The sequence below is a fragment of the Shewanella sp. MEBiC00475 genome (genome assembly GCF_005234075.1).
Classification (GTDB): domain Bacteria; phylum Pseudomonadota; class Gammaproteobacteria; order Enterobacterales; family Shewanellaceae; genus Shewanella; species Shewanella polaris.
The window spans coordinates 2,251,758-2,278,714 of record NZ_CP039928.1; the positions used below are offsets into that span (position 1 = coordinate 2,251,758).

Genomic DNA, 26,957 nt, shown 5'->3' on the forward strand with positions numbered 1-26,957 from the left:
ATACTTCAGCATCAATACTACAGCTGTTTAAACTGCTGCTTTAAATCAAAATCACTGTCGGTAACCAGTTTCTCTAACACTTGCACTCGTTCAATCAACGCTTGGTTTTGTGCTTGTAGATCACTGACACTGCCCGTGTCAGCTTGCTGCTTGTGCTTCATATAATACTTGAACATTTCAGATGCCGTGGTGCCAACCACAATAATGAAGACCAGCGCGATAATGGCAATATCGTTTTCCATAATGAGTCCTTATTAATGCTCTTTTGTTAATAGATTTGTGACTTGCTCTTGTTAAAAGCGCTAGCTAATCTCTCTTACTAATAACCCCAGTCTTATCTCTACTCGATAAGGCTGAGGCTCATCGTTATAAGCTAACCGTTATAATCCAAAGACAACTTTTTCACTCTTAAGTGATTTTTCTAAGCCTGCGGCTAATGCTATCGCAATGATCAGTGTGGTCACTGATGAAATAATTAACTGCATCATTGGAATTTCACGACCTTTAATAAAGCCCATTAATGCTTGCTGCTGGCCAGATACTGGTAACCACTGCAATACGTCTGGGGCAATGTTGTAACTGGCTGCCATTGACAATGCCAGTGGCACAAATAACACCATGGTTAAGTATGATTGCGCCTCTTTAAAGGTTTTGGCCATAAACGACACATACAATTGTAAAGTGGCGGCCATCAATGCGACGGGAATGCCTACGAGGAACATTAAGCCCATAAAGTCTTGGCTAATGTTGATGGTAAAGCCGATTTCTTGCCACGGTACAAAGGGATAAGCCACTTTTGATACCAGCAAAATCAAGATTAATCCGAGCAGAGCAAAACACGTAACAGCAATGATTTTACCGATGACTAATTCGCGGGTGCTCATTGGGTGGCTTAACAATAATGCTAGTGAATTACGCTCACGCTCACCGGCACTGGTGTCGATAGCGAGGTTCATGCCGGAAATAAATACCGAGTACATCATGGTGAAAATGGCGATGCCTAAAATCATTCCACCTTTAGAGTCTGGTGTGGCTTTATCTTCGATATTAACCTTCAACGGCTGGGTGATACGTGGATTAATACCGCGTGCAATTAAGCGAATACTGCCCATTTCTGCGCTATAGGCTTGCAGTTGACGCTCTAGTCGACGAATTGATTTTTGCAGCTTCTCATCTGAATTGTCGGCTATTAATATCACTTCAGCTTGTTTAGCTTTGGCCATGTTGGCGGCGTAATCGTCACTAATCGTTAAGATTATTTTATTCGCTTGTTCATCTTCACCATGGTTGATGCCGTTATTACTTAAGTAGCGCACTAAATCTGGAGCGTTATCGGCATTGTTAATATTGATATTTAAATCTTCTGGGCTAGACAGTTGGCCAATTAATACCATAAACATGCCGCACATGATCAGCGGCGTACCAATGGCATAATATAAACCAGCCATAACCGATCGTTTATCTCGTGCGGCGTCGATGAGTTCTTTGCGCACCATTGCGAGTATCATTTTCATTATGCTGCAATCCCTTCGTCAGTACCGATAAGTTCGATAAATGCATCTTCTAGCGAGTCTTTACCTGTTTGCTGACACAATTCGTCAGGGCTACCAATAGCAACCACTTTGCCATTAGCCATTACGATTACTCTGTCACATAAGGCGGCGACTTCTTGCATCACGTGGCTTGAAAACAACACACAATGACCTTCAGCTTTGAGTTGCAATAAAATGTCACGCAATAAACGGGTACTCATGACATCAAGTCCACGAGTGGGCTCGTCTAATATGATGTTACTTGGCTTGTGTACTATCGCTTGTGCTAATGCCGTTTTCATTCGTTGGCCTTGGGAAAAACCTTTGCAGCGACGGTCGCTAATGTCTTCAAGCTTGAGCTGTGCAATCACATCGGCAGTGGCTTCTTTAGCTTGTTTACGCGACATGCCGCTGAGTTCAGCAAAAAAGGTAATGTATTCACGTGGGGTAAGGCGCTCGTACAAACCAAAAGGGTCTGGGAATAAACCTAATTGCTTTTTGGCTCCTATTGGATCGACAGCCACATCAATATGATTGACGGTGGCAGTGCCAGAGTCTGGTTTAAGTAAGCCAAACAAGGTACGTAAACAGGTCGTTTTACCGGCACCATTGGGGCCGAGTAAACCCGTAATTTGACCATTTTCAGCGCTAAAGCTTAAATCATCTAGAGCCTGCACATCGCCAATTTTTTTAGTTAAGTTTGCAACAGTAATCATGACTATTCCTTATCCGCAGCGGTATTCGCTGGTGCTGTTGTTTCTATGTCTGTGGCCGTGTCGACAACCGGCAGCACTTCTACGGTGTTAGCGTTGAGATAAAAGCTACGACGCACATCTTTTTGTAAGCATTCTGCATCGATATCTTTTACTGAACCTTGTTCGACTAACTGGGCCACTAAATCATTGCCACAGCTTTGTCCCGCTACACCATGGGTTGCGTAAGGTGCGATGAAGTGTTTTGAGTTGGTGAGTTTCTCTTGTGCTAAAGCGCCCCAATTGGGTGGAGTAGCTGGGTCTAATTCGCCAGATAACAATAAAGTGGGTAGATCACTGTGAATGGGTTCACTAAAGTTGTCATCAACAGGCTGTATTGGCCAAACCTGGCAGGTTTTTTCTAACCCTTCTAACATGTTGCCACTGATGTACGATTCTTTCGCATCTTTACGCATTTGATCTGTAATGCGGTGAATGTCTTCGCCACACACCACGGATGCATGCATGCCCATAGCAATACCTGTGCTGTCAGCTGTTAAAGCGTAAATACCTAATATTGGTTGGTAATTACCTTGTGACGCTTGATGAATAGCATGGGGGATCAGTGCACGGATGTTTGCCATGTACATCGCCATTCTAATTGCGCCGCTAAACTTACCGCGGGTGAGTAGAAAGTCGCTGAGTTCATCTGTTTGGGGGTCACGTACTTGTTGGTTTATCGGTGCGGTGGCGAGCAGTTGGTCGACTTTATTGTATTCGTCAGCTAAATCAGGAAACTGTTGCTGGCAAGCGGGTGTGCTTTTACAGTCGCGCCATAACACATTTAAACCACGCTCTATTGAATCACCAATGGCTACAACACTTTGTTGTATCGGTACCACGCCATCTAATGTCACGGTTAGTAAGGCTTCTGGGTAATGACGCATATAAAGCTGTGCCATACGTGTTCCGTAGGATATACCGTATAAATGTAGTTTTTGATAACCTAAATATTCGCGTACTGCTTCGAAATCTTTTAACGCGGTATTACTACCGTATTGACTTACATCTGCATCAATTTGACCTAGGCATTTTTCTGTCATGGCGATGATATCGAGGTCGTCATCATTAATGCTAAGCATCACAGAGGTATCATCGTCGCAAGATAAAATGTTCGACTGACCTGTACCGCGTTGGTCAATCAATAAAATATCACGCTGCTGGCGAACTTTGGTCAACATGCGATTAAAGCCAGCAGCATTTTCAATAGCAGATTGACCTGGACCACCAGCAATGGCGAGTAAAGCTTCATCTGGATGAGTATTTTTAATCGCAGGTAAAATAGCAAAATGAATATCAATTTGCTTACCGTCTGGTAGCTTAGGGTTTTCTGCTACCGTTATTTTACCGCATTGTAATTGCTCATCTAAACCGTCTAAGTAACAAGCGCTGGTTTTAGCCGGTTCGACCACATTGGCTTCCGATGTATCAGCAAAGCTATTGTTGGCAAGTAAAATAGCAATAGCAACCGCGAGCCATCGACTAGTACGCGTTGCCGATTGGCATAAATCTGGACGAACAATCCGCTTGGCTATGTCGGTGTTGATAAACTTCCTGTTGATCATCGGAACGTTTCCTTTTTGCATTTCATGACGATTATGATACCTTAGCATCTAGTGTATGAGTGTATCAATGAATTAATACAGTTGTTAAAGGCTAATGTTAGAATTAATAAATGTCAACCCCAGCAGCGGCGAACCCATTTACCGACAGTTGCACGATCAAATCGTGCGCTTAATTGTCGGCGGGCAATTGCACCCCGAAGATGTTTTGCCATCAGTGCGCCAACTTGCCGAACATTTAGCGGTAAACCCAATGACGGTATCACGAGCCATGCAGCAACTTGTCGACCAAGGTTGGGTTGAGCGTCGTCGTGGTCAGCCGTCACGTGTGGCTGCTAGAACCGCAGCTAATAATGATTCTGGCAGCAGTTTACTGGCTCCACAATTAACTGCATTGGTTGAGCAAGCACGACAATTAGGGGTCGATTATGACCAGTTACAAGCATTGTTGGAACAATTTTGGAATAAAGAATAGCGATTGCAGAGCTAATTTTTAAAGACATCATTTAGGAAGTCGATATGGAAGCCGAAGATAAGCCCGTTTTATGTTTTAATCATGTGAGCAAAACCTTTGCCAGCAAAGATAAATCTGCAGCAGGTCAAACTGTGTTGGCTGAACTGTCGATGACACTTTATCCTGGCATGGTAGTCGGATTATTAGGTCAAAATGGTGCGGGTAAATCAACGTTAATGCGTTGTGCGTTAGGTATTCTCGATATCGACAGCGGAGACATTACAACATTAGGAGAAACACCTGCAACCTTGTCAATACCAGCCAAAGAATGCATCGGTTATGTGCCACAACAGCCTTTTGGTTATGAAGGCTTCACTATAGATAAAGCGTTAGAATTGCACCGCAGCTTCTATCCAAATTGGGATATGGCACTCGAACAAGATTGGCTTAACCGTTTTGATTTGGATGTCACTCAAGCGGTGCAAAAATTATCAGTGGGTCAGCGTCAGTCGCTGGCATTGATTATGGCCATGGCGTATCGACCAACCTTATTATTACTCGACGAACCCGTTGCTAGCCTTGACCCTATTGCCCGGCGTCAGTTTATGAGTGACTTGTTCGATCTCGCACTCGATTCGGGTTCTGCTGTGTTATTTTCATCGCATATCACCTCAGATTTAGAACGTGTTGCCAGCCATGTTGCCCTGATTAAAAAAGGCCAACTGGTACTGTTTAAAGAAATCGACGCCCTGCGTGAAGAGGTTAAATTACTCAACTTAACCGACAACGCTCAGTTACCGTCACATTATAAAATATTGAGCCAAACCGGACAAAGTGTGCTGGTGGATACTCAAGGTAACCCATCAAATATTACGGGTGTGCAGAGTGAAAAATCACTCAACCTAGAACAGTTATTTATGGAGCTGCATCGATGAATCAATCGCTGCAAAATAGCCAGCTTTCATCATGGCGTAAACCTTACCGTGGCATGTTGCGTTTATGGTTATATGACTTAGGCTGTGTCAGCTTTATTGCCACAGCAGGGCTTGGCCTTGCGCTAGGAATTCTGTGTTTAGTCATAGGTAAAACTGATATTGTCAGTTTAGTTTTTTCAATGGCCACAGTCTCTACAGCGGCAGCAATAGCGTGGCAATTAAATCGTTTAGCAGCATCCGAGCTGACCGGTCTAATACCTAATTATCAACAGCTCGTACTCGTTCAGGCGGTTACCATCGCAGTGGGTATGTTATTGATACAGCTATTGGTCTGTATTGCTTTTGCTGCTTATGATGTCATCCCAAGATTGCTGCTAGGGATAGTTGTTAGTTTACTGTTTATATGGGCTTGTTTATGGCGCAGTAACAGTTTTCATTTATCGTTTTTACTCTTCGTTTCCGTGCCGTTTATCGATAATCTCGCGTTTCATATTCCAACCTGGCTAATGTTGGCAACGATTGCAGCTCTGTTGTTTAGGGTGATTCCCTTATGCCGCCAACTCAGCTGGAATAATGAGGCGCGCGTGGTGCACCTCAATGCAGTGCAAATGGGCTGGATGTGGCTGCCAAGTATAAAAAGATTCACTTGGATTACTCGTGTGGAGAGGCTGTTTCACCCAATGAACTTTTTTATCGGCCCAGTGTTAATGGTTATGTTGTTGTGTTTGCCATTAATCACCCTCGGATTAATGTTGCTGTCGTGGCTGTTTGATATTGATGTACCGTCATTATTTCTATTGGCGCAATTTAGCGTGATCAGTTGTGCCATTGTACATTGGAGCCGAATTCAACGTTGGCGAGCCGCTGAAACACTGTTTTTATTGCCTAGTTATAGTGGTCTGAGTGGATTGCGCAATGCATTTTATCGTAGCCAATATCGTTTTATTGCTGTGTTAGTGGTGATGGTAAGCGTGCTCTGTTTTATAAATAGCTTAATTGATCCTCAATATGATGGGGTATTTATACTGCATTTAGGGCTAAGCACTTTTTGGGGCTGTGCGATTATGTTGGGCATAGGTTCGGCAAGTCGTAATAGCCTGCAAGCCACAGCGGCAATGCTAATAGTGTTAGTTCATTCTGTTGTGGTGTCGTTGAGCTTTGCCGCTTTAAGAGATGGTAACAGTATTTTTGTGTGGCTAGTTATTGATGCGGCACTGGTACTTATTGGTATTGGCGTATTAGCGTGGGGCAAAAAACGTTTGTGGATAAATGGTATTACTACACCTTAATTCTGTTGGTTAATTTAGCGGTTTATGGATCTAGCAGCTTATCAGTTTAGTATATGAACGTGACCTTTAGCTCAAAAATAGAGCAAAAGCTCTTATGATTTGTCGCTGCTTAATGTAGAATACAAAAAGCGGAACACTTGTAAGCTAAAAAGGTCACTGTTATATGTTACTAAATCAATATCACGTCGTTAGACTTCTACAACAACAAAGCCAATCTTTAGGTGGTAATATTGCCCTTGAAGGCTTTGATATGCCTGCTCCTTGGCATACGGTGACGTGGGGTGCATTTAATACGATTACAAACTCTGTCGCACAGTTGTTAATTGAATTTGGTTTACAAGTGCAAGATAAAGTAGTCATTTTAGCCCAAAACTGCCCGCAATGGACTTGTGCCGATATCGGTGCCCTTAAGGCGCGTAACGTGGTGGTGCCTGTGTATCCCACTAGCACGATTGATCAAGCCGTATTTATTGTTAACGATGCTCAGGCAAAATTAATTTTTGCTGATAACCAACAACAATATGACATGGCATGTGCCATTGCCGCACAAGCTGAATGTGTGCAACACATTGTTGTGTTTGACGCTAATGTGACCCTGAATGCCGATAATCATGTGTATTTTGATCACGTATTAACCGCGCAATTTAATCCCCTTATTACGGATGAACTCAATACCAGATTAGCGAATACCAGCTTAGATGATTTATTCACGCTGATTTACACCTCTGGTACCACAGGTAATCCCAAAGGTGTGATGCTCGACTACCGTAATTTTGCCTCCATGATTAACCAACATGACAGCGAGTTACCTTTCACTCCGGGTGATGTATCATTAGCCTTTTTACCGCTAAGCCATGTATTTGAGCGCGGTTGGAGCATGTATGTGTTATGTCGTGGTGGCCATAATGTGTATTTAAATGATACTCATCGCATTAAAGAAGCTCTAATTGCGGTTAGACCACATAACTTATGTGCCGTGCCGCGATTCTTAGAAAAGATATACAGCGCCGTACACGATAAAGTCAGTAAAGCCTCTAAACCAAGGCAAGCACTTTTTGCTTGGGCGATGGCAGTAGGTAAACGTCAGTTCGAAGTTAACCAAGGCCGTGCCTCTGGAAGTTTATGGTTAAGTGCACAGTGGAAGTTGGCTAACAAGTTGGTTTTTAGCAAGCTACAGCAAGTATTGGGTGGCCGTTTAAAGTTTATGCCTGTCGGTGGTGCTGCACTGGATGTTAATGTGGGCAGCTTTTTTCACAGTATTGGTGTTCCAGTATTGTGTGGTTATGGCATGACAGAAACCTGCGCTACGGTAACCTGTAATACTTTAGATAATCGTGTGCCAGGATCAAACGGTAAACCGTTAGATGCTATGCAAATTAAACTAGGCAAAGACGACGAAATTTTGGTGCGTGGCGAAACAGTGATGCGTGGTTATTACAATCGCCCTGAAGATACCGCTGAAGCCTTTGAAGACGGCTGGTTAAAAACCGGTGATGCTGGTCGTATTGATGAGCAAGGTAACTTATATATTACCGATCGTATTAAAGAATTAATGAAAACCTCTAACGGTAAATATATTGCTCCGCAACGGGTTGAAGGTAAGGTGGCATGTTGTCCGTTTATTGAACAAGTTGCTATTGTTGCTGATGCGCGTAACTATGTATCAGCGCTAATTGTACCCGCTTTTGAAGCTTTAGAAGCCTGGGCTCTGGCCCAAGGTATTCATGTTGAAAACCCAATTGAGTTGTTACGTCACTCACAAGTGGTAGCGCATTTTGAGCAGCGATTGAAAGAGTTGCAGTTTGAATTAGCCAGTTTTGAACAAATCAAAAAATTCACCTTATTACATGAAGCATTTTCGATGGAAGCGGGTTTAATTACTCCCACATTAAAGTTGCGCCGTAAAATGATTTACAGTAAATATCATACTGAAATTAACGCCATGTATGGTCATTGATATCGAGTGATTTAATCATAAAGGGATGCCACATGGCGTCCCTTTTGTTATTGAGAGATCGCTAGGATTCACAGAAATGTCATCTGTTTGTCTTATGCTCCAATCAGTCTTACCTGACCGATAACATCAATGTGAAAAAGCTCAAACGCTACCAATATGAACGTTATGCGGTGTTGTGCAAGGTAACGTATCAAACCGACTTTGATCCGCAATATTTAGGGTTCTCACGCGACAATTATGTCGAAATAGCCAATCGTTGGGGACATATCTGCGCGCGAGTGTTGTGGCGTGATGATCATCCTGAAGTGCTGGTGGTATTTCGTGGTTCGCAAACTGTACATGAATGGTTAATCAATCTGCTCTGCCTGCCTAAAGTGAAACAGTTTGACGACTGCTATTATCACGTCCATTACGGTTACGATTATTTATTGGAACAGCTTAGCAATCCTATATCACCAGAGTATCTGGATGATAAAAGTATTTTCCAGCAACTGTATACCATTGTTAATCCACTTATTTCATTGGGTAAACGCATTACATTGACTGGACATTCGTCTGGCGGCGCAATGGCTATTTTGGCGGCTGATAGATTAGAACGACAGTTTCCAAAATCGATTAAACGGGTCGTGACCTTTGGTCAGCCGGCACCAGGATTTCGGAATTTCCAACGTCAATATTTATTACATCGGCGAACCTACCGTATTTGCTGCGGGGTAGATATTGTCACGTTTTTACCACCATTCCCGGGGCTTTTCTGCCATGTTGGGCGAATGCTGTGGCTGCATAATGAACGTATATACGACAATATTTCCCCACTAAAACGTTTTTTGCTCAGCTTTACTAGTTGGTTGTTGTCACCATTTGTATCGCACTACATGCATAAATATATCCGCGATAAAGATTTTTTTGATGACCTATAACAACTTGAGTCGTTAGAATGGGACAAAGGTGTTTTATCCATCAAGACTAACGTCAATGGACTTATAGTCATCATATTAAAATAATAATAAAGGAATTTTTGTGGCAGATACTCAATTTAGCATGAACTTAAAACCACGTTTTTGTGAAACCGATGCGTTAGGACACATTAATAACACAGTGATCCCTGTGTGGTTTGAAGCCGCTCGTGAGCCGATTTTTGAAATCGTTAACCCCGGGCAAGACCTAACCAAGTGGAACATGATTATTGCCGGTTTTACCATCGCCTTTACTGCGCCAACGTATTATGGCGAGGAGGTAATTGTAAAAACGCACATTAGCCGTTTAGGTAACAGCAGTTTTGATATATTACAAAGCTGTTGGCAGCACGGTAACAAAACCGCCGAAGCGACTACCACCATGGTGCATTACAATTATCAAACCGAAAAAAGTGAACCACTTGCTGACGATGTACGTCAACAATTGGCTGCATTAACAGGCACAGTTTAAGCGTTAACGTAAAAACTTGACCACATAACTGCAGCTTGCACTAACGTTAAGCTTATACCAATCCTTATTAGAATATGATCTATTTTAGGCTGCGTCACTAGGCCCAGTACAATGAAAATGACTGTAGGTGTAGTCTTCTACATCAAAGTCATTTGAAGCAGTAATGGGGGGTGTGACACAGCCCCGAAGGGCGAATTTATCAGAGTGGTCTTCTTTGTTAGCCTTTCTTAACGTACGACTGCATGGATGCAGGAGGTAGAGCAACGCAGGAGCAGTTGCCGAGAACGACTATGTCTTCAAAAGGCTGCCTCGAATACCTCACTGATAATTTTCGCTAAAAGAGCAAATTCTAATGAGGATTGGTATTAGCCCAAGCCAATCCTGTTCGCACCAACTTTTCGGCAATGCCTTGGCCGCGTAACGTAGGTGGTACAAAGGTGCGGTGGAAATCGATATTTTGACCGTCTAAGCGATATTCAAGCATGGCTTCGACGCCTTGAGTGACAACCACAAAACGATGTTGGCTAGCTTGGTGTTGCACTGTCACGGTATTCTGGTCACTCATAGACGTGTCCTGCTATTTTCGCATGATTAATGTATGTATCGTATGTGCGGCGCTATTCATGTTGTTTTAGGGCTTCAAGTAATTCTGGGGTTAATTTGGCTTTTTGACCCGTTTTAAAATTAAACATCACCACTTTTGCCCAACCGATAGTGGTAACCGCTTGCTGTGCTTTGCTGAAAACGGTGTAATGCATAACAAAGCGGTCTTCACTGATATCGCTGATCTTAACACCAACAATGATGGCGTCCGGAAACGTTAGGGGACGCTTAAAGCGGGCATTGGTTTCGCTAAGTACTGGACCTACGCCAGTAGATTTAAGATCGCCAAGTAAGTTAATTTGATTAAAGAAATCGAGACGAGCGGTTTCAAAGTAATTAAAATATACAGAATTATTAACATGTTGCAGTGCATCCATTTCACCCCATGCAACTTGTATATCTGTGCTGATAGAATGTTGAGCTAAAAAGTCATTCATGGCGGTTCTCTGTTATGAATTAATAAATTAAACGCTTGTTTAAATCTTATCTGTTAATTTAACAGTCTGGCTGATGAACAGCAAGGGACAGTGGCTATTTGCAGTCGGTGTAGCCAGTAACCTCATAAGGATTTTCACCTTGGGAAAAGAGACTTTTTTAACAACATCAAGTTTATGGATATCCTCGTGTTGGGCGGTGTTTTGTTCACGGTTTACCGAGTTACAAACTAAACTGAGTTTTCCGCAAAAATTATACTTGGTGGCAATCATATTACTGTTCACTACTGACTCTGTTGTGTGGGTCGCGATGATAAGCGTGATGGCGATGTCGATTGAGTTTTGGCATTTGTTTGAGCGCATGTGGCACAGTTTGGCAGGCAAAGCAGTGTTATTACTGTTTTATGCCATTGTGGCCAATTTTGCCTTGGCTAGCTCAAGCTCAGTGGTTAACGATGTGGTTGGCGTAGCAGCCAGTAGTTTTAATTACACCCATAACTTCGCCATTTTGCTCTACATTCCTGCATGGAGTGTGGTAATGAGCTGTATTGTACTGTTATTACTACAGCTTGTTTTTCCGTTAATGTTTGGCATTTCTTTTATACTCCGTCCTTTTGGTGTGAAAAACTTTCGTCTGATTAATCACGTACATTTTCATCGTACGACTTTTTGGGTGCGAGTTATTCTTGCGGCGGTGGTGTTGTATCACCTTGCTATGCTGATGGACCTTTATGGCCAAGTTGAAAAAGCGTTGGCTGATCCGCAAGTTGTACAATTAGTTGAAGCAGAAACCGAAGAGGAAATACTTGCAGATGATGGTTCTACCTTAGCGGTTAAAGGTCAAGACAAGGACAAAGATGAATCCATCGACAAAAAAGCTGAAGAACCACCAGTCATTAAAACGGCTGACGAGCTAGTTCGCGAGCAAGAACTTGAGGCAATTGATGAGATAGCAAAACAGCCTTATAACCATTTACGCAGCCAGTATTTTACCAGTGTACGTAAAGCTATTGCGTTGTTCGCCTTTCAATTAGAGGCTAATACCAAATCACGGTGTAAAAAATTACCTTTGTCGCATGTGGTTGAGCTTAATGATTATGAAATCCTGGAGATAACTCCCGATATCAATGCTGAATACGGTTATCATTTTGAAGTAAAAAAATGTATCTCACCTGCATTCCCCAGTTAATAGATTTGCTACAGACATAAAAAACGACCTGAAAAGGTCGTTTTTTATGTTGAGTAGAAAAGTATTAATCGAAAGTTAATTCGCTAAAACTGCTGATTTTTCTACATTTAGCTTGGCGTTGATCTGCAAAACGGACCATTTGGCAAGTCGTCATTCCTGCGGCTTCTGCGGCTTTTAGCTCTTCAGCGACATCTGACACAAATAAAATTTGCTTTGGCTTCAAACTAATCGTATTACAAATATTACAATAGGCTTGTTTGTCTAATTTATTACCGGTGCGGGTATCAAAATGACCATTGAAAGACAGGGTTAAATCACCTGACTCGGTATGGCTAAAAAGCAGTTTTTGCGCTTCAACAGAGGCAGATGAAAAACTATAAATGCGAATACCTTTTTCTTTGATTCGTTCAATGCTGTCAATAAAGTCAGGATAAATGTGGCCAGTAAACTCTGCGCGGTTATAACCCTGTTTCCAGATGAGTCCTTGCAGTGTTTTTAAAGGAGTAATTTTACGGTCTTCATCGATCCATTGTTGCAGAATCTCAGTTACACGCTCGAGTGTGGCATCTGGCTCTAGGGCAATATCTTTAATATCGCTGATACAATAATCAACTATTACGTTATGTTGATTTTGTTCAAGAAAGTTAGCCATCTCTTTTCGTGAGTAAGGAAATAACACATCTTGAATAAAGTTAAGATCGGTAGTGGTACCGGCGGTATCAACGATAATAGCTCTAATACTCATATGATTTGTTACTCCGAAAACAATTAATTAGCTTAATGATGATCCTAAGCTTTATTGACGGCTAAGGCTAGTGCTATTCGTGATATAGCATCGATACAAGGTGACTTTTAGTGCAAGGTGTGAACTATATTAGGTAATGTTAAATTGCCTTGTTTAGGAAGGTCTGTTAGGTTCGAATATTGCTCAACGCTTAAGTCTGACAAGGAAGCTAGTATGCTAAACATCGGGACGGGTCGTTTTTTAAAATGGCCGAAAGTATCGCGCCAAAGTATATCTATATACACGTTATTACTGAGTTTTTTTCACGTTAGTCTAGTGTTTGCTACAGATGTATTGCCGCAGCAGACTACCGAAACCCTGACCGTGAAATCCATTTTATTTAGCGAGCAAGTCGATTTTTTGGTGACCTTGCCAAACAGTTATACCAAGCAAACCGATAAACGTTATGTGGTGTTATTTGACTTACATCCCCGCAGCCATTTGTATTTAGCGGGCATGCACGATTGGATGAGCCATAACGGCGGCTGGCCGTGGTTAGAAACCATTATTGTTACCGCGCCCGACGGTCACCAAGGCTTGGGAAAGTTAAAACAGGGTGCGATAGAGCAGCAAGGCGATCAAGCACTATTGGACTTTTTTGAGCAAGATTTATTGCCCGCAATTGATAAACGTTATCGCACCAATGGCTTTCGTATTTTTAACGGCTTTACTGGCAATGCAGGTTTAGTGCTCTACAGCTTAATCAATCGTCCTAGTTTATTTAATGCCTATATTGCTGCCAGCCCGGTGTTATCAACAGACTTTGCCTATGTGCTCAATGATGCGTCTAAAAAGCTCAAAAACATGCAAGGCAAACCAAGATTTCTATTTATTAGCACCAGTGATAGCGGCTTTGAGCAAAGGCAGCTGGATTCGTTTGCTAAGCTTGAAGATATTATTCAAACCCATGCCAATCATAAATTGAACTATCAAATCAAACGTTTTGACGGCAGCTATTATATGACCCAACCTATTTTGGCGACGGCGTTGGGCATCGAGATGATATTTAACGATGTTCACACTGTTTTAGCGGCTGATTCAGAAGTATCTCAACAAGGAACGAAAGCGATTCTAGCCTACTATAAACGGTTGTCTGATGAGGTTTATGGCTTTGATGTGCCAGCAATTGATTCGCTGTTAGCCTTAGGTAATAGTTTAGTTAAAGCTGCACCACAGCAAGCGATTGGGGTTTATCAAGATACGCTGAAAGCCTACCCTAATGCACATTCGGCCTACCATGAGTTAGCCAGTGTTTATGCTGCTACAGGTAAAATGACTCAGGCTATCGAAGCTGAACAACAAGCGTTAGCGAGTACCGACCATCCGTTTTATCAAAACAAATACACTAAGCAATTAGCTGAGTTTCAAAAATAAGTATTTCAAAACTAAGCGTGTCAAAATCAAGCTAAACCAAACGATAAAAATGATAAATGACAATAAAGCCACAGTACGAGTGTTCGCCCTGTGGCTTTATTGTGTAACCTGCTCAAACACTATTATTCTGAGCTGAGGTTTAGTATTCCTAGTCGAGATTCATTACGCAGCAATTTCGCTGGCTAACCACTGATTAATTTTTTGCTCCATTAAATCTAATGGCAAGGCGCCATTTTCTAATAAGCGATCGTGGAACACTTTAATATCAAACTTATCACCTAAAACTTGTTTGGCTTTTGCGCGTAGTTCGATAATTTTCAGCTCACCTAACTTATAGCCGAGTGCTTGGCCCGGCCAAACGGCATAGCGTTCAATTTCGCCTGTGGCTTCCGACAAATGAATACCTTCGGTAGCAACAGAATAATCAATGGCTTGTTCACGGCTCCAGCCTTTGGCATGTATGCCGGTATCAACCACAAGGCGAACCGCACGATGTAGCTCTGACTGCAAACGGCCAATGTTGTCGATAGGATCATTTGCATAAATGCCCATTTCGGCGGCTAAACGCTCGGCATATAAGGCCCAACCTTCGCCTGCAGCATTGGAATAAAATACTGTACTTAGTAGCGGCAGTTCATCAGATAAGCCAATAATGGTTTGTAAATGATGGCCTGGATTAGTCTCGTGGTAGGTCAAGGTTTGTAATGAATAAGATGGCAGTGATGCTGTGTCATACAAGCTGATCCAGAAGGTGCCTTTGCGTGAACCGTCTTGTGATGGTGCATCATAAAATGCACCACTAGTCGAAGCGGCGCGACTTTCTGGTACCGCTTCAATGGCCACATCTTGATTAGGTAAACGCCCAAACCAGTCTGGTAATTTTGTATCAACTAAGGCTAAGTCGGCTTGAATATCGGCCATTAGCTGTTGTTTGCCTTCTGGAGTATTAGGGTAAAGATATTGTGGGTCGTTGAGTAACACTTGCATGCGCTCACCGACGGTACCGTCAACATAACCGACTTTTTTGAGTAACCCGTCCATTTCGGTAATAATACGGGCCACTTCCGCTAATCCGAGTTGATGAATTTCATCAGCAGTTTTGGTCGAATTGCCTAAATGTTGGATCAGCGATTGATATAACTTCGCCCCTTGGGGTAAACGACCAATTCCAGCTTCATGAGTTGCTTTTGGGCGCACCGCTTCTAACGCTGCAATCAGTTGGCGGGTGGCGGCATAGTATTTAGTGTCAACTAACTCGGCAGCAGACTTTACCAACGTATCGCTATTATCTACTTTGGCTGCGTTAAGTTTAGCGTTAAAGCTGGTCACTAAAGGATGGCTGTTTGCTGGGCCACTGATTTGAGCTTGTAACCCGCGTAGGGTGTTATCAATGACAAAGTCTGGTGGAATGACGCCCATCGATACATCGTGATTTAGTTTATCGACCAATGTGCCCATAGCGGCAGGGTACATGCTTAAGCGAGTTAAATAAGCCTCGGCTTCGGCAGTATTGGTGACGGCAAATTTGTCTTCCATATAACCAGGGAATTCAATTTGTAAACCAGATAAGTGGTTAACGGCATAGGGTAAAAACCATACGCCGTATTCACCTAACACGTTGCCATAATTAACCACTTGAGCTGGTAATAAAGCGCCTTTCACTTCAGACTTTATCGCGTTTAAGCTGATTATTTCTGAGGGAGTTAAGCTTGCTTCATCAATATCGTTGAGTTGGCTCAGTATTGATTTAAGTCCTTTGCGACGGTGGGTTTCACCAGATGGACTGTAGTCGGTGAGTTTAGACATCACATTGGCTTTGATACTAGTATCACTCACGCCGTAGTAAGTGGCAATTTCGGGCCTGAGTAAAAAATAGTCTTTAGTGATTGATGCGACTTGTTGTTTTAGACTGAGCTTGGTGGCTGTTTTGCTTGCAGTGCTGTCAGTGGCTGTAGAGTTTGAATTATTGTCAGCGGTGGTGGAGTCTGTGCAAGCGCTAACGAGCAGGCTCAACATAATGACATGGATAATTTTTTTCATTAATTACTCATTAAGTTTACGTGGCATTCAGGTTGGAATATGGTTATATCCTAACAGTTCTTAAGATTAAGCTCTTACAGTTTTTATGAGCATGTATTGTGAAGTAGTAGTGTCAGTTTGACGATAGGGTTCAAATATGGTCTAACGGGCTTAAGTTTAGTATGAAAAGGAGAGGGTTATGTTAGGTGAAAACCATGCGTTATTAGTAGATTTTCCTGAGTATCAAGACAAAATTAAATCGTTAACTGCTAGTGATGCTGAGTTCGCAACTGATGCGAAGCGGTATCATGATTTAGATACTGAAATACGTAAGCTGGAGTTACAGAATACGCCAACAAGTGATGAGTTTATTGAAAAAGCAAAGCTTGACCGTTTGGTATTAAAAGACAAACTGTATGAGCAGTTTACTCAAGCTTAATTCGTTTATTTAGTCTTTTTTGGCCATGTGATCATCTAGGTGGTGACGTGGTCAATTTTTGCTGCTATCTCAGTAACTCTTGTTTGTTTTTTTATCTTTGATTTATGGCCTACGGCCACATCAGCTTTTTCAAACTTCGTTTGAATTAAGGTCGCAAGGTTCCACCCTGCACGGACCAAAAGGGGATCAACCGCAATCCCCTCTTGGATCACCCCTGCCGTTCCGGCAACATTTTCGCTTTTTAACCAAACAACAGCAGCGAAAAAATTGCGACGGAAATTGATCCAGCTTTTAACTTCGTTTTAGTGTTCTTCCGCCTTATTCGAAAATGCTAACGCTTCCGATGGGGCGTCCCTTCCCCTCGAAAGCTAGCTGGCCGTCCATGGCCAGCTCACGTCATTTTCTTCAACGGCCTCAATGTAGTAGGAACATGAAGAGATATAACTGCTTTACATCGAAGACATAGCAAATGTAGGATGTATATTAATCAATAACTTAAATGTCCAACTTTATTTGGTTAGCAGTTCAATAAGTTGTTAACAGTAAAAGGAGTTTACATCTCGTGAAGTATGCAATTATACCTCTAGTTCTTGTTTTAGCTGGTTGCGCTCAAAACTCAGGTATCATTCCAATGGGCGGTGACACTTATATGGTTTCTCGTCAAGCCGCTACAGGTTTTACTGGTATGGGTACGCTAAAATCAGAGGCTATGACAGAAGCGTATGCACAGTGTCAAAAGTCAAAAAAAATGGTTAAGGTTCTAGAAACTATTGATGCAAAACCGCCATTTATATTTGGTAACTTCCCTAAAACTGAAATTCGTTTTAAGTGTATTGAAGAATCATAATCTAGCAAATTACTGTTAACAATTTGATGAATCAGGACAAATAACAGTTGGATTTTGCTCCTACGTCGCTTATTTTAGCCAACATATTATTTTCCTCTTAATGAGGCGTTGGTATGTTCACTAATAAAGGAATATTTCGTGGAATCAGAATTTCAAAACCAATTTTGTTATGTATCTACGCTAGAACATCAAAGTACATTTTATGGAAAGTATATTTATCTATACACCGACAAAGGTCAGCTTTCGCTTACAGATGATGGTTTAGAATACCTAGGTAAAAAAATTAATTATTCCATTACTCGTAGCTCAATAAAAAATATTGAAATATCTCACTACTCTCGGGTTGCAAAACCTTTTAAGTTAAACTGTATTAAGATTAGTTATATAGTTGATTCAGTTGAAAATACTATTTATTTAACACCAACAGGTTCAGGTTTTACTCCTATTTATAAAACCAATCAGTTAGTAAAAAATTGGTTCTCTAAATTAATGGAAATTATGCCTGAGTTACAAAATACCTAACAAATATGAGCTCCCGCAAGTCTTTAGGTATTAGCCTTAACGCGTTTCCCCTTAAAACGCGTTAGACCAATTCTACTTGTCTTACTTATCAACCAACCATTCTCAATGTTGTTTACTCTTGTGCAAATACCTTGCGGCCGTTTACCCAGGTGGCGATGACTTTGTTTTGCCAGATCTGTTGTGGGTCGATTGTAAAATAGTCATCTTCGACTAGGATAAAGTCTGCTTTTTTACCGGGTTCTAATGAGCCTAGTAATAGTTCTTGATGGCCTGCGTAGGCGGCGTCGATGGTGAAGCTTTTGAGCGCTTCGATGCGCGAGAGTTTTTCAGTGGCGAGCCAGCCGTTTAGTGGTTGGTTTACATGATCTTGGCGAGTGACTGAAGCGTGCAATCCAAAAAATGGGTTGGGTGATTCTATCGGAAAGTCTGAACCATTGGCGATGACAGCATTGGCGTTTAACAGTTTGCGCCACGCATAAGCACCAGCTAGACGGGCTTTACCTAAACGGTTTTCGGCCATATTTTTGTCGCTGGTGGCGTGGGTTGCTTGAATCGATGCGATAACCCCAAGTTTGGAAAAACGCGGTATGTCGGCTAAATCGAGAATTTGTGCATGTTCAATACGATGGCGTAATGCTTTTGAGTCTGTTGCTGCAATGGCAGTTTGGTATTTATCGAGTACCACTTGATTAGCATTGTCGCCAATGGCGTGGGTGTTGACCTGAAATCCCGCTTTCATCGACAGTAAAATCAGTTTGCCGAGTTGATCGTCTGAATACAGCATTAATCCTTTATGGCCGGGTTGATCTGAATATTCTTTGATTAACGCTGCGCCGCGGCTGCCAAGCGCGCCATCTGCCGATATTTTTACACTGTCGACTTTAAACATGTTATCGGCAGTGGTGATGTGGCCTTGTTTTAAAATGGTTGTAAAGCGAGGGTCTTCAACAGACAGCATGCCATTTACGCGTACGCTCATGGCATTGTTAGCTGCTAATTGTTGGTATGCTTTGATGTTGTCGATGCTGATACCAGCATCGTGCACACTGGTGAGTCCGTATGACGCTAGGCTGTCCATTGCGAGGGTTAAAGTGGATTGTAGTTGCTGCTGGTTAAGATCGGGGATGATGTTAAATACCAAGTTCATCGCATTGTCGATTAACACGCCGGTAGGATTACCTTGCTCGTCTTTAACAATTTCACCACCTTCAGGTGCCATAGTTGTTGAGGAAATTCCCGCGAGTGCTAACGCCTTGCTGTTAACCCAAATGGCATGACCGTCAACTCGGCCAAATGACACTGGGTTAGCACTAAAGGCTTTATCTAGGCTTTCTTTCGTTGGGAATTGTTTGCTGTTCCATAACTCTTGGTTCCAGCCACGGCCCATTAGCCAACCGTCAGTCGGGTTGTTTTTACCAAATGCTTGTGCTCGTTCTACGGCTTGTTGTTCGCTACTGGTGTTGGATAAGTCTGCGGTTAACAAACTCAAACCATAACTCAGCACATGGCCATGAGCATCGATTAATCCGGGCAGCAGGGTTTTACCTTTGCCATCAATTGAGGTGATATCAGTTGCACTAGGTAAGGCTTGGTTTAAGGTAAATAGTCGATCAATTTTGTCGTCAGTAAATTGGATAGCATTAAAGGTTTGCAGTTTCCCGTCAACGAGCGTGTAACCATTAACGTGATGCACCAGTGTGGTTTGTGCCATGGTGTTTGCGCTTACACTAGCAAAACATAATGCCACTGATAGCGCTAAATATGCCTTTCTCATTTGTTTTCCCTTTTAATGCGATGATTAATCTACATTCATTAAATGTTAATTAATCGTTAATGGCAAGGGGCAGTGCAAGTGGTCTTGAGGGGGAATATTGATACAGCAGTGGAGGAGGCCATATACAGGCCCTAATTCTGTTTACATTTATCGCCCAGCATTGGCTGGGCGATAATCGTTAAGACTACTTAAATTTAGCTAAAGTGCTGGCGAGTTCATTCACATCCAATACGTTGTAGTCTGGTTGTGCTGCTAGCGGAAACAACACCTTGCCTGGGCGACGAATAAAAGCGGTTTGTAAGCCTGCTTTATTAGCACCATCAATATCCCAACCGTGTGCGGCAACCATTAATGCTTCATTTGCATTAACGCCTAAATCTTTAATGGCCCACTGGTATGTTTTTAAATACGGCTTAAATACCCCAACAGATTCTATGCTTAAGTTGGCATCGAAATACTGGCTTAAATTAGCATTTTTAAGCTGTAAGGTTACGCCCTCTAATGATGAGTTAGTTAAGGTCACTAGTTTGTAGCCTTGAGCTTTTAATTTAGCTAAACCTTGTGCTACATCTGGGTGAGCTGGTAATGAACGAAGTGGTGTTAAAATGGCGGTTTTAGCTTGTTCTGGTGTGATGGCAATACCGTTGATTTCGGCAACCATTTGCAGTGAGGCAACGCCAATGCTGCCAAATGTTTGGTAATCGCCAGTGGCTGATACAACTAACGAGTGGTGTAACATGGTTGAGAACCATAAAGGCAGTAAATCTTCACGGCCATTAAGCGCTGCGCCAACTGATTTACGCATATTTTCAAGATCTAACAAGGTTTCATTTACATCAAAAATGATCACTTTGGGCTTAGTTAGCTGTGGCGTTTCGGAGTTAACAGATTCATTAGCAAACACAGTGCTGCTATGGAGCAGAACAAATGCAGTAGCAAGCGACATTAAAGTGCGGATTTTCATAATACCTCTGACAATTTGGGTTAGGTCGAAATGGAGAAGATAAACTTGAGCAATACGACTACTCAAACAATAATCAATAACAAAAACATTTTGAACGTTCGTTCATAATCCGTATAGCCTAAATGAAATTGATCTTAAAATCACCATATTATTGATTAATTTATTATTGAAGAGGATTTAACAGGGCTGTTGAGTGGAAATGTTATGACTACAATTTCGTTGTTAGTATGTATATAGCGCTAACAACGAGTAGCAGTTAATCGGGCTGATTAACGAGGTAATGCAACTACTTGACCATTTTTTACTACCGTTTGACACGGGTTAACCCCGTAAGCATAGGCCAGTTGCGCCGGTGTTGTGATGTCCCATAAACAAAAATCTGCTTGCATGCCTGTGGCAAGATGACCCACATGATTATTAATACCTAAGGCCTTGGCGGCATTTATGGTCACACCTTGTAAGGCTTCTTCTGGGGTTAATCTAAATAAAGTGCAGGCCATATTGAGCATTAATAAGGTGGAGCAAATAGGGGATGAAACAGGATTAAAATCGGTGGCAATTACCATTGGTACCTTGTATTGACGCAACAAATCTATTGGCAGTAATTGGTTTTTTCGTAAAAAGTAATACGTTCCTGGTAACAAGGTTGCGCAGGTACCACTTTCGCTAATGGCTTTAACACCTGCTTCGTCTAGACACTCAGCATGATCGACCGATTTAGCCCCAAGCTTGGCCGCTAATGTGCTGTCACCCATATTGGTTAATTGCTCTGCATGCAGTTTAATATGCAGGCCAGCCCGTTTAACCGCCGTTAATACTTGCTCAGTTTGCTCAAGATTAAAGGCGATATTGTCACTAAATACATCAATCGCATCCGCAAGGTTTTCGGCGATTACCGCTGGAAGCATGTCGTTGATGACCAAGTTGATATAGGCGTCGGTGTTGTCTTTATATTCTGGCGGAATAACATGTGCGCCCATAAAGGTGGTGCAGACATCAATATGATGATGCTCACCTAATTCGCGTGCGACCCGCAGTAGCTTAAGCTCGGTTTCAGTGTTTAATCCGTAGCCGGATTTAATTTCAACCGTGGTGACGCCTTCTCTGGCTAAGGCGTTTAAGCGTTGCCGTCCCAGTTCAAATAATTCGACATCGTCTGCATCGCGACAAGCGTTAACTATCGAGGTAATGTCGCCAACTGCACAAGCTATTTCGGTATCTGTCGTGCCTTGTAAACGTTGTCCAAATTCGTTGGCGCAATTACCGGCAAAGACTAAGTGGGTTTGTGAGTCGATAAGCCCTGGCGTTATCCAGCCGCCTTTTCCTCTGTAAACTGGGGTTGCCAGTACATCAAATTCGGGCAGATCACTGCGTGGGCCAATCCAAGCAATTTTTCCGTCTTTGATTGCTATGGCCGCTTGATATATTTCGCCATAAGCTCCTTGTATATTGGCATCCATGGTCGCCACGTTTATATCAATCCACACTTGATCCCACGACATAACATTCCTTACAAATCGGTTAATGTAAAACAATACTGGTATATTCAAGCTAGGATGAATGATGTGTTTTTAAACAGCAATGTCTTTGTTATTTAAAAAATGAGAGTGGTTGATAAGTTGATGATAAATTCGATAATGGACTATAAGATTGTTTTTATTATCTTGTCTCATCCATAAGTAAAATGAAGGTTTGTATTATCTGTTATGGGTATCATCCCACAGCGCTTAACAGTTAACATCATAGTGAAAATAGAGGCTTGGATTTATATTTAGCCTATCGGCGGATAGTGTTGATGTTTAGTTAACGTTCTCTATCAACACAGGGCATAATGAGCTACGAGTGTTTGATTATTTTTATGCGGTTTAATTTAAGTCTCTTGATTGTGTAAGAGGCAAAAGTGGCTAAGGATTTGTTTGTGAATACAGAAGTGCGGATTGAAATTGCAGCTTGGTTAACCCGATTAGGTGTTAATAGCCAGCCAACAGATGGATTGGCGACCTCAATATTGATTTTTGCCTGTTTACTGGTTGCGGGTATTAGTTATTTCATTGCACATCGATTTGTGGCACATGGGATTAATATGATGATCCGTCGGTCCTCGGTGAAGTGGGACGATATCTTTATGCACTTTAATGTGTTTGAACGAGTCGCCTTACTTGTGCCTATTGGGATTCTTGATTTACTGCTACCTATCGTACTTACCTCACATGATGTTGCCAGTATGGTTATTGATCGCTTGCTGAGCTCATTATTGGTGTTGTTTATTTTACGAGCGATTTATAGCGCACTCAATGCTGCTGATAAAATCGCTGATATGAATCATATTAATCGACGTTTACCGGTAACTAGCTTTGTTCAATTAATTAAGTTATTTCTATTTTTTATCGGCTTAATTATTGTATTTTCAATTCTAGCCGACCGGTCACCCATATATTTCTTTAGTGGCTTAGGTGTGGCTACTGGTTTGGTCATGTTGGTGTTTCGTGACACTATTTTGGGCTTTGTCGCTGGAATTCAACTTGCCGCCAACCGCATGGTGAGCAAGGGGGACTGGATCCAAATGGATAAATATGAAGCAGATGGAACAGTGGAAGATGTTACTTTAACGACGGTCAAAGTTCGTAATTGGGACAATACGCTTACCATGATCCCCGCTTACGCCTTAGTGTCGGATGCCTTTAAAAACTGGCGTGGTATGTCTGAATCAGGTGGTCGACGGATAAAGCGTTCTATAAATATTGATGTAAATAGCATCCAGTTTTTAAATGATGCTGAACGTATTCGCTTAGGTAAAGTGAATTATTTAAAAGAATATTTACCACAAATATTTAGTGAGATCAGCGCTGCTAATGCCAATATTAGCGATATTGATATGAAGGTAAATGGTCGTCATTTGACTAATATCGGGACATTCAGGGCGTATTTACAAGAGTACCTACGTCGCCATGATAAAATACACAAAGACATGACATTGATGGTGAGGCAACTAGCCCCCACTACGGAAGGTCTACCCATTGAATTGTATATTTTTACTAATGATATTCGTTGGACTTTTTACGAAGCGATTCAAGCAGATATTTTTGATCATATTTTTGCGATATTACCTGAGTTTGGTTTACGGGCATTTCAAATCCCGACAGGCACAGATATTCGCAGCATTAAGCACTGCGAAGAGCAACACGCGGAAGAACAACATTAATAAGAGGCCCTAGATAAACCATTGGCGCTGGTGTCGTTGTTTTGGGCGATACCAGCGCAAGCTAATTGGTAACGCCTATGCACACTAACCTTGGGTGATGGCAATTTGTTAGCTGAGAATAGCTTGGGGAATATACTTAACGTATTAAATCCTCAGTTGCGTTCTGGTGTGGACCTTAACAGATATATAGGAATAGCTTTTGGATGGCAGCCTTTAATCGTTCGATAAAAGTCCATTAATTGATTTATGTCGACTTCGATATTGCCCGTGGGTACCATAGGCGGTGCCAGCACTATGGTTTTTCGACCAAAGTCTAAACCAACAGGCACAATATTCACTTCTGATTTCACTGCAATATGATAAAAACCGCTTTTCCAACGATTGACCGGGCTGCGGGTTCCTTCGGGTGCTAACGCTAATTTGTAATTCGGATTTTGTTGAAAAAGTTGAGCCGCGGCATCGACCAAATTGTTGTGTTTTCGTCGATCAACAGGGCTGCCACCCATGGCACGAAACAACCATCCCCAAGGGGCGATAAACAATTGGTGTTTACCTAAAAAATGGATTCTAGTGTTTAAAGCACTGCGGGCAAGGATCCCAATGACAAAATCCCAGTTGCTCGTGTGTGGCCCAACAATCATTACGCAGGGTTGAGTGGTATCGAGTTGGCCTTCAAATTTCCAACCCATAACGCGAAGTAATCCTGAACAAAGTGTATAGAACATATTTTGCTCCCAATCATTGGGCGTTAACGCTTCTTGTTATTTAAATTTATACTGTAAAAGGTAGGAAGTAATCGATGAATTCATCATGTAATCTAGGCATTATTTAACTGCACTTAGCAAACTGCTTGGAGATGATTTGGTTTAGACTTTTTACAGTATTACTTGCAATGTTGGTCTTTGCTTATGACATGTGGATAACGTCAGCGTTAATGAGTCATTGGTTTATCAAATTCAGCAATGTGTTTTGTCTCGTCTAAAATAAGTTGTTCTAATGCTGCTTCTGATTTCATACGTTCTAAATCAAACTTCATCCGTTGTTGCTTAGGCAAGTCTGTTCGCGCTTCCATGATGGGGTGATTTCGAATCAATTCATAATGGGTAAACAGATTAGGGAAGTCTCCCATAACTTGTTCCGACATAGATAATACGTCAAATAACTTCCCTATGCGCATAACGCCTTCTGACAGCTCACAGCGCTCTTCTAACATCGCAGCAGCAATGTAACGGATATCTGTCAGTATTTGTTGTCTACGCTTGTCGGCTTTAGCCTTACGCTCTGCCAGTGCTTGTTGATTAGCTTGTGTTTGACGTTTAAGTGTTAACAGCAAGTGTGTTGCATAGCTTGCAAGACCAATAATAATGAGTAGAGCAATAATGATGACAGTTGTAGACACAATTTATCCTTTTTTGAATACAAAACTGGCGCCATATGCGCCAGTTTTTAAACATCAAACCAAGAAATAGCTTGGTATTACTTTATCGAGAAGATTAATCTTTCTGCTGATAATCTTTGAGCAAATCTGCACCTGATTCAAAACGATTTAATAGTTCATCATCAGTCTGTTGCTTTTTAGGGCTTTGAGTTGGCGTGTCATCACCTTCACTAAGGCCTAAATTCAGCATCAGTTGTTCAATCTTGTCTAATTGAGTATTTAACCATTTTTGGTCGGTATCAGACAAGTCACGACCTTCTTCAAGTTGGTCAAGTAATTGATTCAATCTTGGGTCTTCTTCAAGTTTTAACAACTTTTGTTCGTCAGTCAATTTAGGCTGTTTAGGCTTAACTACCAACGGTTTGGTAATAGATGTCGGTAATGTTAACGCTACAGGCTTTTTACTGCCATGACGTGCATCTTTACTCTTAACCGATGTAGTACCTGAAGCTTGTTTAAGCAAAGCTTCATTATGACGGCTGCCAGATTTATGGCCAGCTTCTGATTTTTTACCATCAACCGCGTTACGATCAACTTTTTTTACTCTTGGGGCAAACTTAGCGCCGTTTTCGCCGCCTTTGCGAGTTTTTTTACTGCGAGCCATGATGTTCTCATTAGGTTTTCTAAACACGTCCTTGCAGAGTAATTTCTACAAGGCACTAAATAAGGATGCGCTTTATATCAGATTTTGATGCTTTTTGCATCAAAACTAGATCTTTCGATGCAAATAATAGCTCAAAATCACTATTAAATGCTAAATATTCGAATGTTGCCTGCTGATAAAAGCTGACATGAGTTGGATTATTCTTGTAATGCCATTTAGCAAAGTGGTCTTTATCTGTTAATAAGGGAGTGCTTATGGCTAACCAACCGCCGGGTTTAATCAGTTGATTGAGTAACATCCATTCTCGGTGAGGATGACGAAAGTGTTCAAAAACACGGTAGCAACAAACAAAGTCATAATATTGCTTTAGCACCGACTGATCTGCTGCAAAAAAAGGATCGTACTGATTAACTAAGTTACCAGTGTTTAAAATAGTTTGTTGGCTTTGCTCATCGAGCACTCGGCCAAAGTTCAAGCCCTTTAGCGTACCGGTTTGTTGCAGAGAGATTTGATCGAGTAAAGGCAAAATAAATTGTGTTAATTGTTTTTGTTTGGATTTTTTTTGTGCTCGACCATAATGTTGACGCTCTAGGTTAGGCATAAGATATGATTTGGAGTCAGCAAAAGTTAAGCCGCATTGCGGGCAGGCATAGAAGGCTCTTTTTTTGTCTTGAACAAAAAAATCAGCACAATGATTACAAAGCGGGCATACGTTCATCAAATACAGCGGTACCTAGGTATTACTTGATTAACGATTATATAGCGAATGCGGTTAAATAATACCAAGCATTTGAAAAATACCAATATTGGTATGATTTAGACATAAAAAAAGGTGGCAGTATAAACTGCCACCTT

Annotated in this window: 28 protein-coding genes; 12 read left to right on the forward strand and 16 right to left on the reverse strand. The window is 41.8% G+C overall.

The features are described from left to right. Positions 1-17 precede the first annotated feature (17 nt). The 4 genes from FCN25_RS09915 to FCN25_RS09930 form a co-directional block, all read right to left on the reverse strand. Entirely contained in the window at positions 18-242 is a 225-nt protein-coding gene (locus FCN25_RS09915; RefSeq protein ID WP_137224240.1) for a hypothetical protein, read from the reverse strand. Between the two features lie 138 nt (positions 243-380). Then, complete coding sequence (locus FCN25_RS09920) at positions 381-1,514, reverse strand: ABC transporter permease (protein ID WP_137224242.1); 1,134 nt, start codon at positions 1,512-1,514, stop codon at positions 381-383. Then, positions 1,514-2,248, reverse strand: coding sequence for an ATP-binding cassette domain-containing protein (locus FCN25_RS09925; RefSeq protein WP_137224244.1), 735 nt, complete (start codon positions 2,246-2,248; stop codon positions 1,514-1,516). Before FCN25_RS09925 ends, FCN25_RS09920 begins: the two co-directional genes overlap by 1 nt. Positions 2,249-2,250: 2 nt before the next feature. Then, positions 2,251-3,849 carry an alpha/beta hydrolase gene (locus FCN25_RS09930; RefSeq protein ID WP_137224246.1) on the reverse strand — a complete coding sequence of 533 codons (1,599 nt, stop codon included), beginning with the start codon at positions 3,847-3,849 and terminating at the stop codon, positions 2,251-2,253. Positions 3,850-3,943: 94 nt separating this feature from the next. On the opposite strand from FCN25_RS09930, the gene FCN25_RS09935 reads away from it, so the two are divergent. The 6 genes from FCN25_RS09935 (at position 3,944) to FCN25_RS09960 (ending at position 9,909) form a co-directional block, all read left to right on the forward strand. Then, the gene (locus FCN25_RS09935) at positions 3,944-4,321 is read left to right on the forward strand and encodes a GntR family transcriptional regulator (RefSeq protein WP_137224248.1); all 378 of its coding nucleotides are present in this window, start codon (positions 3,944-3,946) and stop codon (positions 4,319-4,321) included. Between the two features lie 44 nt (positions 4,322-4,365). Continuing rightward, positions 4,366-5,235, forward strand: a complete 870-nt coding sequence (locus tag FCN25_RS09940; RefSeq protein WP_137224250.1) for an ABC transporter ATP-binding protein — start codon at positions 4,366-4,368, stop codon at positions 5,233-5,235. Continuing rightward, positions 5,232-6,524 carry an ABC transporter permease gene (locus FCN25_RS09945; RefSeq protein WP_137224252.1) on the forward strand — a complete coding sequence of 431 codons (1,293 nt, stop codon included), beginning with the start codon at positions 5,232-5,234 and terminating at the stop codon, positions 6,522-6,524. The genes FCN25_RS09940 and FCN25_RS09945 overlap by 4 nt, the downstream gene beginning before the upstream one ends. Before the next feature lie 163 nt (positions 6,525-6,687). Continuing rightward, positions 6,688-8,481, forward strand: coding sequence for a long-chain fatty acid--CoA ligase (locus FCN25_RS09950; protein ID WP_137224254.1), 1,794 nt, complete (start codon positions 6,688-6,690; stop codon positions 8,479-8,481). A 131-nt stretch (positions 8,482-8,612) separates the two neighbouring features. Next, positions 8,613-9,401 carry an Mbeg1-like protein gene (locus FCN25_RS09955; RefSeq protein WP_137224256.1) on the forward strand — a complete coding sequence of 263 codons (789 nt, stop codon included), beginning with the start codon at positions 8,613-8,615 and terminating at the stop codon, positions 9,399-9,401. 100 nt (positions 9,402-9,501) lie between these two features. Further along, on the forward strand, positions 9,502-9,909 hold the full coding sequence (locus FCN25_RS09960) for a thioesterase family protein (protein WP_137224258.1): 408 nt from the start codon (positions 9,502-9,504) through the stop codon (positions 9,907-9,909). 349 nt (positions 9,910-10,258) lie between these two features. Here FCN25_RS09960 and FCN25_RS09965 read toward each other — a convergent pair whose 3' ends face one another. Next, positions 10,259-10,474: a GNAT family N-acetyltransferase gene (locus FCN25_RS09965; RefSeq protein ID WP_137224260.1), complete on the reverse strand. Its 216-nt coding sequence runs from the start codon at positions 10,472-10,474 to the stop codon at positions 10,259-10,261. A gap of 52 nt (positions 10,475-10,526) precedes the next feature. Further along, positions 10,527-10,949 carry a thioesterase family protein gene (locus tag FCN25_RS09970; protein WP_137224262.1) on the reverse strand — a complete coding sequence of 141 codons (423 nt, stop codon included), beginning with the start codon at positions 10,947-10,949 and terminating at the stop codon, positions 10,527-10,529. A gap of 139 nt (positions 10,950-11,088) precedes the next feature. Between FCN25_RS09970 and FCN25_RS09975 the strand changes: the two genes are divergently transcribed. After that, a complete protein-coding gene (locus FCN25_RS09975; protein WP_137224264.1) occupies positions 11,089-12,135 on the forward strand; it encodes a hypothetical protein in 1,047 nt (348 codons plus the stop codon). Positions 12,136-12,199: 64 nt separating this feature from the next. Here the strand turns inward: FCN25_RS09975 and mtnC are convergent, their stop codons facing one another. After that, positions 12,200-12,880, reverse strand: coding sequence for an acireductone synthase (gene mtnC, locus FCN25_RS09980; protein WP_137224266.1), 681 nt, complete (start codon positions 12,878-12,880; stop codon positions 12,200-12,202). 213 nt (positions 12,881-13,093) lie between these two features. Between mtnC and FCN25_RS09985 the strand changes: the two genes are divergently transcribed. Continuing rightward, positions 13,094-14,293, forward strand: coding sequence for an alpha/beta hydrolase-fold protein (locus FCN25_RS09985; RefSeq protein ID WP_137224268.1), 1,200 nt, complete (start codon positions 13,094-13,096; stop codon positions 14,291-14,293). A gap of 162 nt (positions 14,294-14,455) precedes the next feature. Here the strand turns inward: FCN25_RS09985 and FCN25_RS09990 are convergent, their stop codons facing one another. Beyond that, on the reverse strand, positions 14,456-16,333 hold the full coding sequence (locus tag FCN25_RS09990) for a DUF885 family protein (RefSeq protein ID WP_137224270.1): 1,878 nt from the start codon (positions 16,331-16,333) through the stop codon (positions 14,456-14,458). Positions 16,334-16,511: 178 nt separating this feature from the next. Between FCN25_RS09990 and FCN25_RS09995 the strand changes: the two genes are divergently transcribed. Continuing rightward, positions 16,512-16,751: a YdcH family protein gene (locus tag FCN25_RS09995; protein ID WP_137224272.1), complete on the forward strand. Its 240-nt coding sequence runs from the start codon at positions 16,512-16,514 to the stop codon at positions 16,749-16,751. Between the two features lie 35 nt (positions 16,752-16,786). Here FCN25_RS09995 and FCN25_RS20905 read toward each other — a convergent pair whose 3' ends face one another. Further along, positions 16,787-16,963 carry a hypothetical protein gene (locus FCN25_RS20905; protein ID WP_175405849.1) on the reverse strand — a complete coding sequence of 59 codons (177 nt, stop codon included), beginning with the start codon at positions 16,961-16,963 and terminating at the stop codon, positions 16,787-16,789. 350 nt (positions 16,964-17,313) lie between these two features. Here FCN25_RS20905 and FCN25_RS10000 point away from each other — a divergent pair, with 350 nt between their 5' ends. Both FCN25_RS10000 and FCN25_RS10005 read left to right on the forward strand, forming a co-directional pair. Next, positions 17,314-17,598, forward strand: a complete 285-nt coding sequence (locus FCN25_RS10000; protein ID WP_254693755.1) for a hypothetical protein — start codon at positions 17,314-17,316, stop codon at positions 17,596-17,598. Positions 17,599-17,736: 138 nt separating this feature from the next. Then, positions 17,737-18,120, forward strand: coding sequence for a hypothetical protein (locus tag FCN25_RS10005; RefSeq protein ID WP_137224274.1), 384 nt, complete (start codon positions 17,737-17,739; stop codon positions 18,118-18,120). A gap of 112 nt (positions 18,121-18,232) precedes the next feature. Here FCN25_RS10005 and FCN25_RS10010 read toward each other — a convergent pair whose 3' ends face one another. The 3 genes from FCN25_RS10010 to hutI form a co-directional block, all read right to left on the reverse strand. Continuing rightward, a complete protein-coding gene (locus FCN25_RS10010) occupies positions 18,233-19,894 on the reverse strand; it encodes an amidohydrolase (RefSeq protein WP_137224276.1) in 1,662 nt (553 codons plus the stop codon). Positions 19,895-20,078: 184 nt separating this feature from the next. Continuing rightward, the gene (locus FCN25_RS10015; protein WP_137224278.1) at positions 20,079-20,858 is read right to left on the reverse strand and encodes a haloacid dehalogenase type II; all 780 of its coding nucleotides are present in this window, start codon (positions 20,856-20,858) and stop codon (positions 20,079-20,081) included. Between the two features lie 269 nt (positions 20,859-21,127). Continuing rightward, positions 21,128-22,360, reverse strand: coding sequence for an imidazolonepropionase (gene hutI / locus FCN25_RS10020; RefSeq protein WP_137224281.1), 1,233 nt, complete (start codon positions 22,358-22,360; stop codon positions 21,128-21,130). A gap of 416 nt (positions 22,361-22,776) precedes the next feature. Here hutI and FCN25_RS10025 point away from each other — a divergent pair, with 416 nt between their 5' ends. Continuing rightward, the gene (locus tag FCN25_RS10025) at positions 22,777-24,060 is read left to right on the forward strand and encodes a mechanosensitive ion channel family protein (protein ID WP_137224283.1); all 1,284 of its coding nucleotides are present in this window, start codon (positions 22,777-22,779) and stop codon (positions 24,058-24,060) included. 152 nt (positions 24,061-24,212) lie between these two features. Here the strand turns inward: FCN25_RS10025 and FCN25_RS10030 are convergent, their stop codons facing one another. The 4 genes from FCN25_RS10030 to FCN25_RS10045 form a co-directional block, all read right to left on the reverse strand. Then, on the reverse strand, positions 24,213-24,785 hold the full coding sequence (locus FCN25_RS10030) for a lysophospholipid acyltransferase family protein (RefSeq protein WP_137224285.1): 573 nt from the start codon (positions 24,783-24,785) through the stop codon (positions 24,213-24,215). A 206-nt stretch (positions 24,786-24,991) separates the two neighbouring features. Then, the gene (locus FCN25_RS10035; protein WP_137224287.1) at positions 24,992-25,459 is read right to left on the reverse strand and encodes a DUF2489 domain-containing protein; all 468 of its coding nucleotides are present in this window, start codon (positions 25,457-25,459) and stop codon (positions 24,992-24,994) included. 94 nt (positions 25,460-25,553) lie between these two features. Continuing rightward, entirely contained in the window at positions 25,554-26,102 is a 549-nt protein-coding gene (gene yihI / locus FCN25_RS10040) for a Der GTPase-activating protein YihI (protein ID WP_137224289.1), read from the reverse strand. A gap of 55 nt (positions 26,103-26,157) precedes the next feature. Further along, entirely contained in the window at positions 26,158-26,820 is a 663-nt protein-coding gene (locus FCN25_RS10045) for a class I SAM-dependent methyltransferase (RefSeq protein WP_137224292.1), read from the reverse strand. Positions 26,821-26,957: the final 137 nt, after the last annotated feature.

Bases quoted from the DNA above. Each gene is read 5' to 3' on its own strand.
- FCN25_RS09915 (WP_137224240.1), bottom strand. From the start codon at position 242: ATGGAAAACGATATTGCCATTATCGCGCTGGTCTTCATTATTGTGGTT.
- FCN25_RS09920 (WP_137224242.1), bottom strand. From the start codon at position 1,514: ATGAAAATGATACTCGCAATGGTGCGCAAAGAACTCATCGACGCCGCA.
- FCN25_RS09925 (WP_137224244.1), bottom strand. From the start codon at position 2,248: ATGATTACTGTTGCAAACTTAACTAAAAAAATTGGCGATGTGCAGGCT.
- FCN25_RS09930 (WP_137224246.1), bottom strand. From the start codon at position 3,849: ATGATCAACAGGAAGTTTATCAACACCGACATAGCCAAGCGGATTGTT.
- FCN25_RS09935 (WP_137224248.1), top strand. From the start codon at position 3,944: ATGTTAGAATTAATAAATGTCAACCCCAGCAGCGGCGAACCCATTTAC.
- FCN25_RS09940 (WP_137224250.1), top strand. From the start codon at position 4,366: ATGGAAGCCGAAGATAAGCCCGTTTTATGTTTTAATCATGTGAGCAAA.
- FCN25_RS09945 (WP_137224252.1), top strand. From the start codon at position 5,232: ATGAATCAATCGCTGCAAAATAGCCAGCTTTCATCATGGCGTAAACCT.
- FCN25_RS09950 (WP_137224254.1), top strand. From the start codon at position 6,688: ATGTTACTAAATCAATATCACGTCGTTAGACTTCTACAACAACAAAGC.
- FCN25_RS09965 (WP_137224260.1), bottom strand. From the start codon at position 10,474: ATGAGTGACCAGAATACCGTGACAGTGCAACACCAAGCTAGCCAACAT.
- FCN25_RS09970 (WP_137224262.1), bottom strand. From the start codon at position 10,949: ATGAATGACTTTTTAGCTCAACATTCTATCAGCACAGATATACAAGTT.
- mtnC (WP_137224266.1), bottom strand. From the start codon at position 12,880: ATGAGTATTAGAGCTATTATCGTTGATACCGCCGGTACCACTACCGAT.
- FCN25_RS09985 (WP_137224268.1), top strand. From the start codon at position 13,094: ATGCTAAACATCGGGACGGGTCGTTTTTTAAAATGGCCGAAAGTATCG.
- FCN25_RS09990 (WP_137224270.1), bottom strand. From the start codon at position 16,333: ATGAAAAAAATTATCCATGTCATTATGTTGAGCCTGCTCGTTAGCGCT.
- FCN25_RS09995 (WP_137224272.1), top strand. From the start codon at position 16,512: ATGTTAGGTGAAAACCATGCGTTATTAGTAGATTTTCCTGAGTATCAA.
- FCN25_RS10010 (WP_137224276.1), bottom strand. From the start codon at position 19,894: ATGAGAAAGGCATATTTAGCGCTATCAGTGGCATTATGTTTTGCTAGT.
- FCN25_RS10015 (WP_137224278.1), bottom strand. From the start codon at position 20,858: ATGAAAATCCGCACTTTAATGTCGCTTGCTACTGCATTTGTTCTGCTC.
- hutI (WP_137224281.1), bottom strand. From the start codon at position 22,360: ATGTCGTGGGATCAAGTGTGGATTGATATAAACGTGGCGACCATGGAT.
- FCN25_RS10030 (WP_137224285.1), bottom strand. From the start codon at position 24,785: ATGTTCTATACACTTTGTTCAGGATTACTTCGCGTTATGGGTTGGAAA.
- yihI (WP_137224289.1), bottom strand. From the start codon at position 26,102: ATGGCTCGCAGTAAAAAAACTCGCAAAGGCGGCGAAAACGGCGCTAAG.
- FCN25_RS10045 (WP_137224292.1), bottom strand. From the start codon at position 26,820: ATGAACGTATGCCCGCTTTGTAATCATTGTGCTGATTTTTTTGTTCAA.